Raw genomic sequence first — 17,558 nt, 5'->3', positions numbered from 1 at the left:
TTTGGCGATATGTAATTTTTATGTTTCTACGTGAAGCAATTCCCTCGGAGTATTTATTTCTTAGTATTAATAATTTTATACAGCTAATTCCTACATTTTGAAAAATCTTAAAATCGCTATCCAGAAATCGGGTAGGTTAAACGAAAAATCCGTTCAGTTATTAAAAAATTGCGGACTAGTTTTTGAAAACTATAAAAGTTCCCTAATCACTACGGTAAGCAACTTCAACCTAGAAATATTGTTCCTTCGCGATGATGATATTCCCGGATATGTAGCCCAAGGTATTGCTGATTTAGGTATCGTTGGTGAAAATGTAATCGACGAAACACAAGCAGAAGTTAACTACCTGCAACGCTTAGGCTTTGGAAAATGTACCCTAAAAATTGCCGTAGCTAAAGATTCTAATATAAACGACCTCCAAGACCTAAACGGCAAATCTATAGCAACGTCCTACCCTGTTATCCTTCAAAATTTCTTAAGCGAATATAAAATAAATGCTTCTATCCAAGAGATCTCGGGTTCTGTAGAGATTGCACCAGGCTTGGGCTTGAGTGATGCTATCTGCGATATTGTATCAACAGGTGGAACATTAAAGAGTAATGGTTTAAAACCATTTGCGGATGTACGCAGCTCCGAAGCTATCCTCATTGGTCGCCAAGGTATAGCAGACGACCCTGTAGTTTGTGAACTACTGCAACGTGTACAATCGGTGCTACGTGCTAAAGAAACCAAATATGTGGTGCTAAATGTAGAGAAGGAAAACCTACCTTTGATTACCGAGTTATTGCACGGTGTGAAAAGCCCTACAGTTATGCCGCTTGCGGAAGAAGGATGGGTAGCTGTTCATACCGTTATTACAGAAGATGATTTCTGGGAAAAAATAAATAAATTAAAATCTGCTGGCGCACAAGGAATTGTGGTGATGCCAATAGAAAAAATTATTCTTTAATATGCTAAAAAGCTATTCCTATACACAGCTATCTGAAGCGGATATTCAACGATTGACGACCCGCAATAATGACGAGAGCAATCAAGTACAAGATGCTGTGGAATCTATCATAAGCCGCGTTCGTCAAGATGGTGACGAAGCACTTATCCAACTTGCAGCGCAGTTTGATAAGGTAGAGCTTCCAAAGCTGTTTCTAGATAAGGATGAAATTGAAGCCCTAGCCTTGGACATTCCGCGCGATCAACAGCGCGCCTTGGAGATTGCTTTTCAAAATATACACCGCTTTCATAGCACACAGCTAAAGCGCGAACGTACCGTAGAAACTATGCCCGGCGTAAAATGCTGGAGAGAGGTGCGCCCTATTCAACGGGTGGGTCTTTACATACCTGGAGGATCTGCTGTACTACCAAGCACGCTACTGATGCTTGGCGTACCTGCGCGCATCGCGGGCTGTAAAGAGATTGTCGTTTGTTCACCTCCGCAAAAGGACGGTAAGATAAATGGCTACGTAGCCTACTGCCTACACCTCCTCAAGATAGAGCGTATCTATTTGGTGGGTGGCGCGCAAGCCGTGGCAGCTATGGCCTTCGGCACATCGACAATACCTAAAGTTGACAAGATATTTGGTCCAGGAAATCAATATGTAACGAAAGCGAAAAGCCTTATCCAAGGAATCACTAACGTGAGCATAGATATGCCTGCTGGTCCATCGGAAGTCTTAGTCATTGCTGATGAAACAGCCTCACCAGCCTTCGTTGCGGCCGACCTATTGGCGCAAGCCGAACATGGCCCAGATAGCCAGGCAGTATTGGTGACGACAGACGTTACGTTCGTAGATGCCGTAAATAGTGAGTTAAAAAATCAAGTAGATGTACTGCCGCGCGCCGAAATTGCACGACAAGCTATTGCAAATTCTTACGCTGTCGTAGCGACAGATCTGCAAGAGGCCATGCAATTTTCGAACGACTATGCACCGGAGCATTTGATTTTGGCGGTAGACAATTGGGAGCCTTTATCGCGCCGTATTATCAACGCAGGATCGGTATTTTTAGGCCATCTTACGCCCGAAAGTGCGGGTGATTATGCATCGGGTACAAACCATACTTTACCGACCAGTGGCTACGCACGCTCCTATTCTGGCGTTTCTGTAGACTCATTTGTCAAAAAAATCACCTTTCAACATATTTCGGAAGAAGGTTTACAGCAGATTGGTACAACCGTAGAGATATTAGCGGAACTAGAAGGCTTGCATGCGCATAAAAATGCCGTAACAATCCGTAAATAGCACCTGAAAAAAGAGGAAAATGCTTCCTCTCCTAAAGCATTGTAAAAGATAGGCCCTTCGCTACGTGAACTTTATTTATTCGCGCAGAAAAAGCCTATCTTTTGCATGTATTAAGCTTTCTATTTTTGTTGCTTCTCAGGTCAAATTTCGTTAGATTTGCATCTCCCTTTATCAAAATAGGGTTATTGAATGTTTCAACAACTTTCGAAAAAGGCGAGATAATACAAAAATAACAGCTTATATAATGGCAGACAATAAAAAGAAAATTGTAGTTGTAGGAGGCGGATTTGCAGGTTTGAACTTCGTGAAGTCCTTGAATAATAACCCTGCATACGACGTAACTTTAGTTGACATCAACAACTACCACTTCTTCCCTCCTTTAATCTATCAGGTTGCTACAGCATTTATTGAAAACTCCAATATTAGCACTCCGTTCAGAAAGATTTTTAAGAAAACAAAAAACTTCTCTTTTCACCTTGGTAAGTTAACAAATATTGATAGTGAAAACAACCAAATTCATACAGATACAGGTATCTTATCCTATGACTATTTGGTGTTAGCTAATGGTACGGAGACGAATTATTTCGGATTGGAAAATGTGAAAAAGAACTCATTTCCAATGAAAAACATCACAGATGCATTGGCTATACGTAATAAGATTTTAGCAAACCTAGAAGATTATATTACGCATAACGACGACCCTAACCGTGACGCTTACCTTAATATTGTCGTTGCTGGTGGTGGTCCTTCAGGTGTTGAATTATCAGGAATGATTGCCGAATTGAGTGAGCGCATTATCCGTAAAGAATATCCGGAGTTGAATGGCGTTAAACCGAAAATCTTTTTAGTAGATGCTGGTCCTGCTTTATTAGGCCCGATGAGTAAAGTAGCACAAAAAGAAGCTTACGATGTACTTACGGGTTTAGGTATTGAAATCACCCTTAACGTTGCTGTTAAAGATTATATCGATGACGTTGTTATCTTAGGTAACGATACGCAAATAAAAACGAAAACCTTATTGTGGACTTCTGGTGTTATTGCACGTGAGCTTCCAGGACTTCCTGCGGAGAAATTCACGCGTGGACGCCGTGTTCTTGTTGATGGATACAACGCAGTAGATGGTTACGAAAACATCTTCGCTATTGGTGACGTATGTTTCCAGTCTGCGGATGCTAACTTCCCGAACGGACACCCGCAACTTGCACAGGTAGCGATGCAGCAAGGTGTGTTATTAGCGAAAAACATTATTTCTAATGACAACAACCAAGGACGCAAACCTTTCTCCTACTGGGATAAAGGAAGTATGGCTGTTATCACCCGTTATAAAGCGGTAGCCGATTTGCCAAAATTCTCCTTCACTGGATTATTTGCTTGGGTAACTTGGTTACTAATCCACTTAATTCCAATAGCAGGCTTCCGTAACAAATGGAAACTATTGGGCAACTGGATATGGTCTTTCTACTCGGCGAACTCTGGACTACGTCTTATCATTCGTAGCGAACGTAAGCATGATCAAAATGAAGTAAGAACGAAAGTTTAAAACATAAAAAAGCAGCTGTTAATTATAACAGCTGCTTTTTTTTATTTCTTCTTTTTCTTAGTTGTCTTTTTTGCTTTTGTAGCATTTTTAGTACTTTTCGTATCTTTAGACTTTTTCAATGTCTCGTCTATAATTTTCTGAATAGTCTTCTTCAGCTTCTTTTTCGTTTTCTTTACAGACTGTTTTACGGTTGCAACCGCTTCCTTAACAATTGACTTTTTCTTAGCCTTTCCTTTTTTCTTCTTTTTATCCTCTTGATCCTTTTGTGCTGTAGCGACAAGTACCTTAGCATCAAAATCCGCCTTATAGCTAGCCTCTTCGCTAAGTCTTTCCAATTCGCGCTCTTTAGCAATCGCATCGAAATCTTCATGCTGAAGATTAGCTGCTGCCGCCACCTTAGCCTTAACAGGTCTGCCTGGCGATCGTTTAACTTGTAATTTTGCGGGTATCGCCGTTTTGTTGACCTTAACTGCGGTATCCCCAGTCACTGTACTAGGTTTAGCTGGAGCAGCTTTCTTCACGGCTGCTTTCACCGGAGCTTTAGCTTTGCTGGCTACTGTTTTTGCAGCCCTTGTACTTTTAGTAGCAGATGTAGCTGGCTTTGCAGTAGATGTAGACTTTGCGGTAGATAGAGGCTTTGCAGCCGTCTTCGCCGCCGCTGCTGTTGTTGTTTTAGCGTCACTCCCCTTCGGTGCTACTTCCGCAGAAGTCGTAGTCTTCGGCTTACGTACAGTTTTACGAACCGTTGCTGTCTTTGCTGTGGGGGTAACTGTAATTTCTGGATCTTTACCTGAATCGGTTTTATTTTCGTCTTTTATAATCATATCTATATTCAATTTAGTATGTATAAACGAACAAAGATTAGGCCGTTTTGTTTAGTTCAAGGCCTGAATGACAAAACTATTACCTAGATAAGGGCTAATTTATGCAGAATAATGTATCTTTAAAAGATTAATAAAACTTATGAAATATTACCTTATCGCTGGAGAAACTTCGGGAGATTTGCACGGTGCAAATCTTATACATGCGTTGAAGAAAGAGGATGATCAGGCCACATTTTGCATTGTTGGCGGTGATCAAATGCGCGATGCGGCGAATGAAACGCCGTTGATTCACACCTCAGAGATGGCTTTTATGGGCTTTATAGAGGTCGTACGCAACCTAAGCACGATAAGCAAAAATTTAAAAACGGTTAAAGCTGATATCCTTGCATATAAACCGGACACGTTAATTTTAATAGACTTTCCCGGATTCAATTTAAAAATAGCCAGTTTTGCAAAAAAACACGGCATCCGTGTATGCTACTATATATCACCTAAAATATGGGCTTGGAATCAGGGTCGTGTTCATAAAATAAAAAAGATTGTAGATCATATGCTATGCATACTTCCTTTTGAAGTAGATTTTTACAAAAGTTTCAACTACCCTGTTGACTATGTAGGTAATCCGTTGTTGGATGCAATAGACGCGTACAAATTCAACCCGAACTTTAAGGAAGATAATAAACTCAACGAACGTCCTGTTATCGCCCTATTACCAGGTAGCCGTAAAATGGAAATAGAAAAAATCCTTCCAGAGATGGTGGCTTTGTATTATCTATTTCCTGGACATCAGTTTGTCATTGCGGGCGCGCCAAACTTTGACCTCTCTTATTATCAAACGTATATTGGCGATCTTCCAATTCCTGTTGTTTTTAACCAAACATACGACCTTTTAAAATCGGCTGATGCCGCTGTCGTTACCAGTGGAACGGCGACCTTAGAGACGGGTATATTAAAGATTCCGCAGGTAGTTGTCTACAAAGCCAACAAGATTAGCGTGATGATAGCCCGTTACTTGGTGAAAGTACCTTTTATCTCTTTAGTCAATTTAATAAATGACTATTTATCGGTGCGGGAGCTTATTCAAGAGGACTGTACAACACGCGATATTGCCGACGAGCTCAAACTCCTTATTAACGATGCGGCACACCGTGCCAGCGTAATGGAAAATTATGATGTGCTTGCTGAAAAATTAGGTACACCAGGAGCTTCCCAGAAGGCGGCTAAATTGATAGCGAAATATTCTTCTGCGGACTAGATTAAACTATTCGGCCTATTTGATGTTCTAAGCTTTATATAGTTTATAATTTAAATACACATGCGTATGAAAACCTCATATAGATTAATGATGCTCCTTGCAGCCTTTGTATTTTCGGGTTCTACCCTTTTTGCGCAAACCGAGCAGCAACACTTAGGTAAAGTTGATCTTCGCAAAAAGCAGAAGATGTATTTCAACAATCGTGATTCTTCAGCGACAATTTATATTGACACGCTGATTATGAAAGATGGATCATCCCTGCAATTTATAGGCAAGAAGGATGTTAAGCTCGTGGTTAAATATGCTGAGATTGGTAATAAAGCTTTTATAAGCGGTATTGCAGGATTAAACAATGCTTCCAATTTTGATATATCTATGGATATAAAAAAATTAGGCTCTCTTTATGTCGTAGCGAGTGGTCGTGATGCTATGAATGGTACCAAAACAAACCCTAATGGCGATGGTGGAAACGTGAAGTTTGCCTATGCATCGACAGGTATTGTACCACAAACGACCGACAAAAAAGGAAAGAACTACTTGTTCATAGATGTGTCTGCCGGTGGGCGAATGATTAATCCGACATCAGACCTGACACAGATCTACTCTAGGATAATAACTTCGCCAGCGGGCTTACGTGGTCTTCCACAAGGTCAGGTATATTCAGGGTCACCAGGTAAAGAAGGTAAAGTGGAGATTGTAGCCGAATAAAGGCTCGTATATAGAAATAAAAAAACCGCTTACTAAGCGGTTTTTTTATTTGTTAGAATTGTTTTTCTAATTTTTCTACTAATACTGATTTTGGAACTGCGCCAACTTGCTTGTCAACAATCTCTCCATTTTTGAAGAATAACAAAGCAGGAATGTTACGGATACCAAAACGAACAGAAATCTCAGGATTGCTGTCTACGTCTACTTTACCAACAACTGCTTTATCAGCATACTCTGTTGCAATTTCGTCAACGATTGGACCTACCATGCGGCATGGACCACACCATTCTGCCCAAAAGTCGATTAATACAGGTTTGTCTGATTTTAATACTACTTCTTCGAAGTTGCTGTCTGTAATTTCTAATGCCATAATATTTAATATTTTTTACTTTATTTCCTTAATACACTAAACAAAGATAACTATTCATGGAAAGAAAAAAGCCATGATAAGCTCATATTTTTTATCTATAGCCTATCAATTTAATACATACTTCAGCTCTAGTTCATCAAGTCCCTCTAAAAATTCATTGGTGACATTAATCTTAACACCTTTCGCTGGCATCTCTACCACGGTTCCGTCTTGTACGTCACCAACTTTAAACTTCAATTGGCAATTGGCCTCTTGTCCTTGATCCTTGGTGCTTTCCACAAGATCCTGCATAAATACAATCATCTCATCATTCACCACATGCAGTGGCAATTGGATAGTGAAGGTCTTCACCATCTTTTCGCGTAAGTCTGATAAAAGTTGAATACCTTTCAGTTCAAAGCCCCAGTTACCAACTTGCTTAAAACGCTCCTGCACCAATCCGCGAATCTGCAAGAAGAAACCTTCTTGTAAATAGCCCTTGAATTTAACGTAGTCTTCACCAAAGACTACGATTTCATACGATTCTGTATAATCTTCAATAATAAACGAACCAAATGGCTTTCCATTTTTGGAAATACGATGATTGGCTAAAGCCACAATACCACCTACTACGACTTCTTTATTTTTAATACGATTGAAATCTAGTAACACCTCGTCCTCTACCTCACTCGCCTTAACCTTATTGATAAGCTGAAGATCTATAACCCTATTCGCACAGAAATGTTTAACTTCAAATTTATAATTATCCAAAGGGTGACTTGTTAAATAAATACCAATCACATCCTTCTCGTATTTAAGCTTCTCTATTAGTCCCCATTGTGGAGCTGGTGCCAATACTGGCTCCGGTAATTCCGTTGCCGCAGAACCGCCAAAAAGACTGGCTTGCGCCGAATTTTCATTCTCTTTAACACGGTTACCATATTTTATAGCTTTCTCTAAGCCTGTTGAGCTATCGCCATCTACATGGAAATACTGCGCACGATGCATGGTACCAAAGCTGTCGAATCCGCCAGCATATGCTAAACTCTCAAACGCTTTTTTATTCGCGGAGCGCAAATCAATACGCTTCGCCATATCGAATACAGATTTATACTTACCTTCTTTTTCGCGCGTTTGAACAATGGTATCAACGGCTCCTGCCCCTACACCTTTAACAGCTCCCATACCAAAACGGATAGCCCCTTGGTCATTCACCGTAAACTTATAGTGCGACTCATTAACATCTGGACCTAAGACAGATAAACCCATTCGCTTACACTCTTCCATAAAGAACGTTACCTGCTTGATATCGTTCATATTATTGGATAATACGGCTGCCATATACTCTGCTGGGTAATGTGCTTTCAAGTAGGCCGTTTGGTAAGCAATCCAAGCATAACAGGTCGAGTGCGACTTGTTAAATGCGTAGGCTGCAAAGGCCTCCCAGTCGGTCCAGATTTTCTCAAGCACCTTTGGATTGTGACCTTTCGCTGCCGCTTGGTCCACAAACTTAGGCTTCATCTTATCCAAGACAGACTTCTGCTTCTTACCCATCGCCTTACGCAAAACGTCGGCATCACCTTTCGAGAATCCCGCCAGTTTTTGCGACAAAAGCATTACCTGCTCTTGGTAGACGGTAATACCGTAGGTTTCATTCAGGTACTCCTCACAGTCGTCCAAGTCATAAACAATAGGCTCAATACCGTGCTTACGCTTAACGAATGAAGGGATATACTCCATCGGCCCTGGACGGTACAATGCGTTCATGGCAATCAAATCGGCAAAAACCGTAGGCTTAAGCTCCTTCATGTACTTCTGCATACCAGGAGACTCGTACTGGAACACACCGATGGTCTCACCACGCTGGAAAAGCTCGTAGGTTGTAACATCATCAATCGGGAATTCATCCGGATCAAGGTCTACGCCGTGGCGCAAACGTACATTGACAACAGTATCTTTAATAAGGGTTAATGTCTTTAACCCCAAAAAGTCCATCTTCAATAAACCAGCACTCTCAACAACAGAGTTATCAAACTGCGTAACAAATAGTTCAGAGTCTTTAGCTAAAGAAACAGGTACGAAGTTGGTGATATCATCAGGCGTAATAATTACCCCACAGGCATGCACCCCTGTATTCCGCATGGATCCTTCCAAAACACGCGCTTGCTTAATCGTTTCGGCCTCTAAGCCGGCACCATCAGCGAGCGATTTCAATCGGTTTACAGCTTCAAGCTCCTCACTACGCAACACATCTTTTAAACTACGATCATCCAGCGTAAAGATCTTACTCAACTTTAAGTTAGGGATAAGCTTAGCGATATCATTAGCTTCCTGTAGGGGCAAGTCTAGCACACGAGCGGTATCCTTGATAGACGACTTAGCCGCCATCGTACCGTAGGTGATAATCTGCGCTACCTGAGAGGAGCCATATTTGTCAATTACATATTGCATGACACGACCACGACCCTCATCGTCAAAATCGACGTCAATATCGGGCATGGATACACGATCGGGATTTAAGAAACGCTCGAAAAGTAAATCGTACTTAATCGGATCTAAATTGGTAATCCCTAGACAGTAGGCTACGGCAGAACCCGCAGCAGAACCACGACCAGGACCTACCGAAACGCCCATCTCCCGTGCTTTAGCGATAAAATCTTGTACAATCAAGAAGTAACCCGGATATCCCGTACGCTCAATTGTAGCTAGCTCAAAGTCTAATCGCTCGGTAACAACCTCATCGATAGCCTCATAGCGCTTCTTAGCACCTTCATACGTCAAATGGCGCAAGAAAGCATTCTCTCCACGCTTCCCGCCATCGTCGTTATCTTCGGCATGAACAAACTGTTCGGGAATATCAAACTTAGGTAATAGGACATCACGATTTAACGAATAAATCGAAATCTTATCCAGTACCTCTTGTATATTAATAATGGCATCAGGAACATCCTTAAAGGATTTCTTCATCTCTGCTGCCGGCTTAAAGTAATACTCTTGATTTGGTAAACCAAAACGGAAACCTCTACCTCTACCTTTAGGTGTGCTCAGCTTCTCTCCATCCTTAACACAGAGCAAGATATCATGCGCATGCGCATCAGCTTTATTCACATAATACGTATTGTTCGTCGCAATAAGTTTTACCTCATGCTTTCTGGCTAACTGAATTAAAGTCTCGTTAACGCGGTCTTCATCTTCCTGACCGTGACGCATCAGCTCAATGTAGAAATCCGCTCCGAAAGTCTCTTTCCACCAAAGTAAAGCTTCCTCCGCTTGGCTCTCACCAATATTTAAAACTTTACTCGGCACCTCCCCATGTAAGTTACCCGAGAGTACAATTAGATTTTCTTTGTATTGCTCTACGACACTACGGTCAATACGAGGTACGTAATAAAAACCTTTGGTGTAAGCAACGGATGCCATTTTCGCCAAATTGTGGTAGCCCTCTTTATTTTTAGCTAAAAAGACAATCTGGTAGCCATTATCTTTACGTGACTTATCCAAGTGGTTCTCACAAACATAAAACTCACCCCCGATAATAGGCTTTATAATAGAATCGACAGGTTCCTCTCCTTTTTCAAGTGCCTCTGCATTCTTTTGTTCTATCTCTTTGTTATGCCCCAACACTTTATTTACAAAGTGGAAAGCCCCCATCATGTTTCCATGGTCAGTAATAGCGACCGCAGGCATCTTATGCTTTGCTGCTGCATCTACCAGTGCTGGAATAGAAATAGTGGATTGTAAAACAGAGAATTGTGAATGGTTATGTAAATGGGCGAATGAAGCCTCCTCAAAAGCTTTAAGGATATCCTCATCAATCTCAACAGCACCGTCCGACTTTACTTTACTACGGATAGCATCCGAAGCAGCCTTTAGGTTGATATGCTTTAAGCCAACGGTCGGAATAGTATCCGGATTGGCTGTTTTAAATTCTACGAAATAACCAGTATCCGTTTGCAGCTGGTCGATAGTGAAGACCTCACGGCGCACCAACTCAAAGAAACAGCGTGTTGTAGCTTCCACATCGGCCGTTGCATTGTGTGCTTCGGCAAAGCGCACCCCAAACAGATAGTCGTGAAGCTCCGTCAAGTTTGGAAGCTTAAAACGCCCTCCGCGCCCACCAGGCAATTGAAGTAAACCAGCAGTCACTTCGGTACAGGTGTCCAATATTGGCATATTGGCCATCTCTGAAGCCACACCATAGCGGTGAAACTCACAGCCCATGATATTTAAGTCGAACCCAATATTTTGTCCAACAACAAATTTGGCCGTACGCAGAGCCTCATTAAATTTGACAAGCACCTCTTGTATAGAGATACCATCTTGAACCGCTAGCTCCGTAGATATACCATGTATTTTCTCCGCATCATACGGAATATTGAAGCCATCAGGTTTAATAAGGTAATCCTGATGATCGACGAGTTTACCCATATCATCGTGAACCTGCCATGCAATTTGCACACAGCGCGGCCAGTTGTCGGTATCCGTTATAGGAGCATCCCAACGTTTAGGTAAACCTGTTGTTTCCGTATCAAATATAATATACATACAAATCTCTTTCTACTAGTCACACAAAGTTAGCAAAATAAGTCTCGTCTTTTTCCACAGAAAAGCCAGAATTACAAACATGTGATTATCCCCTAGAAATGATGCCCTAACCGTAAGAAAATGAAATAAATGTTCGTATTGAGATGAAATAATACAGGAGGTCTTATAAAAAATAACCACCCGAGAGCGGGGAGCTCCGGGTGATTCTACTAACCAATTATTAACCTAAATATTGAAATTTGATTATAAGACGTATCAAGCTGCTATTATGCTACAGCAGGCATGAAAAAAAGATATAAAATAGGTGTTTATTAATTACCTATTGCTTTTTAAGCCTGAAATTCAGCCCTATATTTTGAAGGTCTTTTCTTATGTTTGCATCATGAACGACGAATCCCTACAAAAACTTGCTATTCTAGAAGAAAAATCAGCGAACTACGGAACTTTACTTTTTGATGTTGATGGTACGCTTGCCGACAATATGCCGGCGCATAAAGCCGCTTATGTCGCGGTGGCGGCAGAATATGATATCGAGCTTGATGACAACATTGTGGAAGAGTTAGCCGGATGGCCAACTGTAGATGTGGCGCAAGAGATTGCGAGACGCCATCAGAAGACTTTTGATATCGAGGTGTTCTCCAAAAGAAAATCAGCAATCTTTATTGAGCGTTTCATACGTGCTACACAGCCTGTGGAATTTGTGACGCAACACTTATTGAATAATATCGGTAAAAAAAGAATAGGAATTGTTTCTGGCGGTTCTCGCTCTACGGTATCTATTACCTTAGAAGTCATTGGCCTTATCGGAAAGTTTGAAACATTAGTTTGTGCAGGTGATACACCAGAAGGAAAACCTTCACCTCAACCCTTCCTACTTGCAGCAGAACACTTAAATGTAGACCCGGCAGACTGCTTCGTCTTTGAAGATGGTGACCCAGGTGTGCAAGCGGCTATAGCAGCCGGTATGGGTTGGATTCGCGTAGATCAGCTTTAAAAATTTGTAATAACTTTTATTCCGCCATTCGTATAATTCATGTCGGCTCTTTTAAATTGGCCTACAGGGATTTTTACGAATGGCTCTACCGAAACTTTAAAGCCTCGAGTAACGTTCGTTTTCCGTCCCACGGAAAGATTTATAAATCCACCAAAACCATTGGTTCCCACGTTGTCTACTTCAGATGATACTTTCTTCGCTACCGTGCGTACTTCATTTGTTTGCTTTCCTGCATCACTCTCGCTAGAGAACACAGCAGCGCCAGCTTTCTCTTGATAATGGTTAAATCGCTCTTGCGATAATACAGCAGCATAAGATACACCGACACTCGTGTAAAACTTGTTATCTATTTTATATTGAACCTCAATCGGGATGTCAAGGGTTTGCACCTTGCCTGTCACCGCATTAATATTCGGCAATGCCGCATTCGCGGAACGATAAGGAACATCACCCATCAATCCGTTCGTTACTGGCGAGTCAAAGCTTGGCGAGCCTTGCTTCCCATTCATTTGCGATGGTAAAATGCCAACCTCATACTGATTAAAAGCCGCTCCTGTACGTAGAGTGACTTTCTTACTCAATTGATAGCCTAAGATTAAACCACCACCCAAATCTAATTTACTGGTTGTACCGGTAGGGCTTAAAAATGCACCTAACTCTAATTTATCAACTATCTTAAGCTTTTTAGGCGTTAAGGCCAAATTGTTACTTTCTTTATAATTTTGTAAATCGGCCTGCTTTTGTGCCATCACAAAGCCTGCGCCAAGGTCAACATCTCCCAATTCGGATGCTACAGCATCATGATGCACTAAAACTGGTGAATTAATCGGATACTGCATGCTCTTTACTTCATCCGTATGAAGTGCAGCAGCTCTATGTGTGTCAATAGCAGTCGACAGGTAGCTCGTATGACGAGCTTCTAAACGTTCTTCTGGACGTGTATTAAAAGTAGTTGATGTTGTAGCTCCCAATGCTGGTAATGTGGCATAAATATCGCCTGTATCAGCCACCGCTGGATCGTCGCTCTTCGGCGTAAGTAACGGTGAAGAATCTGTGGATACCTCAGGAGTAATAGCCGTAATAGCAGGCGTATTACCGCCTACTGGTAATACAGCATTGTTTTGCTTATAAAAAAACAAGCCTCCAAAGCCCAACAGCAATACTGCCGCAGCAGCAGACCAATATACGGGTGCTAAACGACGTGTCTTTGTTGGAGCCTCATAAGCAGCCTTATAGCTTTCCCAAGCCCCTTGCCGATAAGGAGTCTCTTCAAAAGCTTTGAGCTGCGCTTTTATGTGCTCGATTAATTCTTTGTTTTCTTTTTGCTCCATTTTACGCTTCATTAAGCATTAACATTACGCAATGCACCAAACTCCTCTACATATAACTTGCGAAGTCGTTGTTTTGCACGCGTGAGATATGTCCGGGAAGTACTCTCCGGAATATCTAGCATCTGTCCAATTTCTTCGTGCGAGTATCCTTCTATCTCAAACAAGTTGAAAATCGACCGCTGTAAAGCGGGGATCTTTTCGAGTAATTTTAAAATATCTTGTGCCGCCAGCTTATCCGTCACCAAAACGGTATCTGCTAAAGGCGATTCATCGTCTGTATCTTCAAAAGAAAGGGCTTGTTTTTTTGTTCGCAATAAATCTATCGAGGTGTTAACAGCTATGCGGGCCATCCAAGATTTAAAAGTCTTCTCTAGCACCGCGTCTTCAGGGTGCTGCTCAAAACCATCTAATTTGCGGAAAGCCTTCACAAAGCTCTCATTAACTGCTTCTTCAGCATCCATAGATTGGCTGATGTAGCGCAATGCTACTGCCATCACGTAGCCATAATATTTCTTATATATAAAGGCTTTACTACGCTCAGAATTGGCCATAAGACAATTGTTCAGTGCTTCACGCAGCGAAAGGTTTTTTTCTTTCCTGAAATATTGTGTTATTGCTTTCACTAAAAACGTCTGTTCGAATATGCCAATTTAACTAATTATTCTCCGAATATCAGAACAGCAACTTTCTTTTTTCGCATCCTTTAAACTTTGTTGTCAGTTAAACGTATTTCATATACAAAATGCGACAGCACATTAGGAAAATAAATTAATACTTGTCTACGCCAGAAAAAATCAATAAATTGTAATAGCTAAAATCGAACATGTTATGAGAAAAATATTATTCCCCACCGACTTTTCCGATGCTGCAAACAACGCTTTTTTGTATGCATGTAGCCTATCCAAAGAAATGGAAGCTGAAATATATGTGATGAATACTTATATGCAGCCTGTGCTTTCGGCAACTCATGCTGGCCAACCAGAGATGATTCCAGAGGTATACGAGAATTATGAGCTTCACCGATTTGAAACGTTCAAGAAGTATTCTACGGAGCTTCGCCAATTAGCCCAGGAGCACAACTTTTCAGATATCCCCCTTACTTTCCTATTTGAAGAAGGTACGGTAGTTTCAAATGCGCAGCTTATCATAAAAAAAGAAGGTATCGACCTTGTGGTAATGGGTACAAACCGTGCGGAAGGTATCATCGACAAACTATTCGGCTCCAACACCATTAGCGTGATACGTGGCATACGCACGCCTGTGCTCACCGTTCCTAAGGAGGCTAAATACCAAGGCATACGCGAAATTATTTTCACTACCCTCTTCCGTGAAAAAGATGAAGCTGCCTTGCAGGAAATACTCAACCTAGCCACCCGATTTGGGGTGAAGGTGAAATGTGTGTACGTAAATAAAGATAATTCCCCGGAAGTAATTGGCGTGGCCAACCGCTGGGAAAAAGAATTTAGTGACTACAACCTGGAATTTGTGTTCCTCGACCTTGATGAATCCATCGAGAATACGTTAAATAAATATATTATCACACATAAAGTAGATTTACTTTGCATTGTTAAACGTAATCGCTCATTTTTGCAGAAACTTTTTGTATCGAGCATCAGTAATCGATTATCTATTCACACTAATACGGCGACATTGATCCTTCACGAAGGTGATGGAACCGAAAAATTTTAACAATGCAACAATTAATTAAACGCTTAACGGATGCGGGACGCATCAATGAACAGGTAGAGAAATATACGCTTCTTGTGGATGAAGCACAAAAGAGCCATGGTGCCCTTTTCTTTATCGAGGTAGACGGACGTACCTATAAAGTTATGGTTCCAGCGCCTGTGCATGAGGCTGTTCTAAAAGATGGCGCCCCTACGGCCAAAGGATTACTAAATCATAAGGAAGCCATGTTGTTGAAATAATCGTTTTTTAATAAAAAAAATGTTATTTTTGCAGCAGATTACATAATTGGGGTCGACCGGAATTGACAGGATAGCGATGGTTATGTAAGCATGCAGTGCATTGTGAGTCTAGCACTTAAATCTGAACTTTCAACTTTATAATTGGCGAAAATAACTACGCCTTAGCTGCTTAAGTTAGACTTAACATAGCTATTTGTCCCGTTAGATCCTGTTCTTTGGTTTAACATTCGGGGCATCGAACAATAGAACTGGCTTGTGTGAGGTTACTAAGCATGAGTAAGACACAGTGACTACGTAAAACGGTATAGGTACGCGACTCACCTTCCCTTTCCCGACAATTAAAGAGAAGCTAAGCATGTAGAAAGCGTAGATCATACTATGTTTGGACGAGGGTTCGAATCCCTCCGGCTCCACGAAAACAAAAGCTCAACGAAAGTTGAGCTTTTGTTTTTTTATAAGGGATGATGAACCCGAAGTGAGGGTTTGAACTAATTTCTTTACGGGAGCGCGTGCGGGATATGTGGGACGTAAACCATCCCTCCGGCTCCACAAAAACAAAAGCTCAACGAAAGTTGAGCTTTTGTTTTTTTATAAGGGATGATGAACCCGAAAAGAGGGTTTGAACTAATTTCTTTACGGAAGCGCGTGCGGGATATGTGGGACGTAAACCATCCCTCCGGCTCCACAAAATAATATGCACAAAAGGAATCCCTTAAGTCCCTTCCATACATCCTATAACCATTCTTCCCTAGCAACTACATGAAGAAAAAATTCTTAATACATTACGGGTTACAGTAATCACTTTTCAAACGCCTCTACTATATTGGCTCTATGAAAATATCGGCGGAAACAGCAGTTGTGAAAGCAATTATAGAAGCGTTGTCAAGTAATATATATACACAAGGTATTGCGGCGAAGTGCGAAGTCATTATAACAGATAAAAGCATTGAGTTTATCCCCAAAGAAGAGCTCACACCAAGAGATTGGTTTTGGCTTGGTTACTTCGTTAGGGAGTATATGGACTAACATAAACTTTATACGTTACGCATAAATTTCGGCAAGGCGTGATTCAGAAACCTAAAAGTTTAAGCGTCTAGTTTTTAGTAAAGAATGAAAATTCATTATATTAGCCATTCCTAAATACTAACCATCACATGAAATTAAGATTAAAACTTCTTACACTTTTAATAAGCCTTTCAATTTACAGCTTCGCGCAGGAAAGCGTAAAAATGACGTCTACTTATGGAAGTGAAAACAGGGATATTCAAGATATACTGGATTTTGAAAATGTCTTTGTAGAAAAATTAGATTTCTTTGGTGATCAATTGAAAGGGAAATCCTATGTAATAAATATTGCGGAATATAAAGCTGGTAAACTTGTTGGTACAACGCCACTATTTGATGGTACAGAGACCTCATATTTTAAAATCAAAGAGAATCAAGAAAGCATCAAATTTATGTTTAAGATGAGCGATGGGAAATTGAAAACCTATATCAGAGGAGCAAAATTTGGCAGTAAAAAATCATATTTCTCCTTACTTGACAACCCTGATAAATACGCCTTAAAAGACTTCTTTGGACGGAAAAAAGAGCTGGCAATCGATTTGAAACAAACCAACACAATCCTTGCTATCATTACACCAACAATACATGCCGATGGGTCAGGATCATACTGTGAAGTAGCCCAATCAGATATCGTGCCCGAAAAATTAGGTGAACATTTCAAAATTCCACATCATTTCCTGATTACTATAGACTTTAAATAAATACGATATGTAATTTCAAATGTTACAGCAGGCACAGGATAGTATTCTTCTGCCTGCTGTAATTCCTATTTCTGGAGCATGACA

Annotated in this window: 15 protein-coding genes and 1 other RNA gene; 11 read left to right on the top strand and 5 right to left on the bottom strand. The window is 40.9% G+C overall.

Annotated elements, in window-relative coordinates:
- Positions 1-97 precede the first annotated feature (97 nt).
- The 3 genes from hisG (at position 98) to WH223_RS10050 (ending at position 3,774) form a co-directional block, all read left to right on the top strand.
- Positions 98-949 carry an ATP phosphoribosyltransferase gene (gene hisG / locus WH223_RS10060; RefSeq protein ID WP_340047490.1) on the top strand — a complete coding sequence of 284 codons (852 nt, stop codon included), beginning with the start codon at positions 98-100 and terminating at the stop codon, positions 947-949.
- A 1-nt stretch (position 950) separates the two neighbouring features.
- Positions 951-2,234: a histidinol dehydrogenase gene (gene hisD, locus WH223_RS10055; protein ID WP_340047489.1), complete on the top strand. Its 1,284-nt coding sequence runs from the start codon at positions 951-953 to the stop codon at positions 2,232-2,234.
- A 244-nt stretch (positions 2,235-2,478) separates the two neighbouring features.
- On the top strand, positions 2,479-3,774 hold the full coding sequence (locus tag WH223_RS10050; RefSeq protein WP_340047488.1) for an NAD(P)/FAD-dependent oxidoreductase: 1,296 nt from the start codon (positions 2,479-2,481) through the stop codon (positions 3,772-3,774).
- Positions 3,775-3,815: 41 nt separating this feature from the next.
- Here WH223_RS10050 and WH223_RS10045 read toward each other — a convergent pair whose 3' ends face one another.
- Positions 3,816-4,598 (bottom strand): hypothetical protein, encoded by a 783-nt coding sequence (locus WH223_RS10045; RefSeq protein ID WP_340047487.1) that lies wholly within the window; start codon positions 4,596-4,598, stop codon positions 3,816-3,818.
- A 139-nt stretch (positions 4,599-4,737) separates the two neighbouring features.
- Between WH223_RS10045 and lpxB the strand changes: the two genes are divergently transcribed.
- Together lpxB and WH223_RS10035 are read left to right on the top strand one after the other, a co-directional pair.
- The gene (gene lpxB / locus WH223_RS10040; RefSeq protein WP_340047486.1) at positions 4,738-5,853 is read left to right on the top strand and encodes a lipid-A-disaccharide synthase; all 1,116 of its coding nucleotides are present in this window, start codon (positions 4,738-4,740) and stop codon (positions 5,851-5,853) included.
- Positions 5,854-5,919: 66 nt separating this feature from the next.
- Positions 5,920-6,561, top strand: coding sequence for a hypothetical protein (locus WH223_RS10035; RefSeq protein ID WP_340047485.1), 642 nt, complete (start codon positions 5,920-5,922; stop codon positions 6,559-6,561).
- A gap of 52 nt (positions 6,562-6,613) precedes the next feature.
- Here the strand turns inward: WH223_RS10035 and trxA are convergent, their stop codons facing one another.
- Both trxA and dnaE read right to left on the bottom strand, forming a co-directional pair.
- The gene (trxA, locus tag WH223_RS10030) at positions 6,614-6,931 is read right to left on the bottom strand and encodes a thioredoxin (RefSeq protein ID WP_340047484.1); all 318 of its coding nucleotides are present in this window, start codon (positions 6,929-6,931) and stop codon (positions 6,614-6,616) included.
- A 105-nt stretch (positions 6,932-7,036) separates the two neighbouring features.
- Positions 7,037-11,455: a DNA polymerase III subunit alpha gene (gene dnaE / locus WH223_RS10025; RefSeq protein WP_340047483.1), complete on the bottom strand. Its 4,419-nt coding sequence runs from the start codon at positions 11,453-11,455 to the stop codon at positions 7,037-7,039.
- 382 nt (positions 11,456-11,837) lie between these two features.
- On the opposite strand from dnaE, the gene WH223_RS10020 reads away from it, so the two are divergent.
- Positions 11,838-12,449 (top strand): HAD family hydrolase, encoded by a 612-nt coding sequence (locus WH223_RS10020; RefSeq protein ID WP_340047482.1) that lies wholly within the window; start codon positions 11,838-11,840, stop codon positions 12,447-12,449.
- On the opposite strand, the gene WH223_RS10015 is transcribed toward WH223_RS10020, so the two are convergent.
- Together WH223_RS10015 and WH223_RS10010 are read right to left on the bottom strand one after the other, a co-directional pair.
- A complete protein-coding gene (locus WH223_RS10015) occupies positions 12,446-13,780 on the bottom strand; it encodes an outer membrane beta-barrel protein (protein ID WP_340047481.1) in 1,335 nt (444 codons plus the stop codon). The two genes, WH223_RS10020 and WH223_RS10015, sit on opposite strands and share 4 nt — an antisense overlap.
- An 11-nt stretch (positions 13,781-13,791) precedes the next feature.
- A complete protein-coding gene (locus tag WH223_RS10010) occupies positions 13,792-14,331 on the bottom strand; it encodes an RNA polymerase sigma factor (RefSeq protein WP_340047480.1) in 540 nt (179 codons plus the stop codon).
- A gap of 277 nt (positions 14,332-14,608) precedes the next feature.
- Between WH223_RS10010 and WH223_RS10005 the strand changes: the two genes are divergently transcribed.
- The 5 genes from WH223_RS10005 (at position 14,609) to WH223_RS09985 (ending at position 17,474) form a co-directional block, all read left to right on the top strand.
- Positions 14,609-15,469 (top strand): universal stress protein, encoded by an 861-nt coding sequence (locus WH223_RS10005; RefSeq protein ID WP_340047479.1) that lies wholly within the window; start codon positions 14,609-14,611, stop codon positions 15,467-15,469.
- Positions 15,470-15,471: 2 nt separating this feature from the next.
- Entirely contained in the window at positions 15,472-15,708 is a 237-nt protein-coding gene (locus WH223_RS10000; protein ID WP_340047478.1) for a hypothetical protein, read from the top strand.
- 48 nt (positions 15,709-15,756) lie between these two features.
- Positions 15,757-16,124, top strand: a transfer-messenger RNA (tmRNA) gene (gene ssrA, locus WH223_RS09995).
- Between the two features lie 415 nt (positions 16,125-16,539).
- Positions 16,540-16,734, top strand: a complete 195-nt coding sequence (locus WH223_RS09990; protein WP_340047477.1) for a hypothetical protein — start codon at positions 16,540-16,542, stop codon at positions 16,732-16,734.
- Between the two features lie 128 nt (positions 16,735-16,862).
- A complete protein-coding gene (locus WH223_RS09985; protein WP_340047476.1) occupies positions 16,863-17,474 on the top strand; it encodes a hypothetical protein in 612 nt (203 codons plus the stop codon).
- Positions 17,475-17,558: the final 84 nt, after the last annotated feature.

Origin of the sequence: Sphingobacterium sp. MYb382, assembly GCF_037572665.1 — a bacterium.
Classification (GTDB): domain Bacteria; phylum Bacteroidota; class Bacteroidia; order Sphingobacteriales; family Sphingobacteriaceae; genus Sphingobacterium.
The sequence above is the reverse complement of the archived record's forward strand: the minus strand, read 5'-3'. Positions and strand labels throughout refer to the sequence as shown.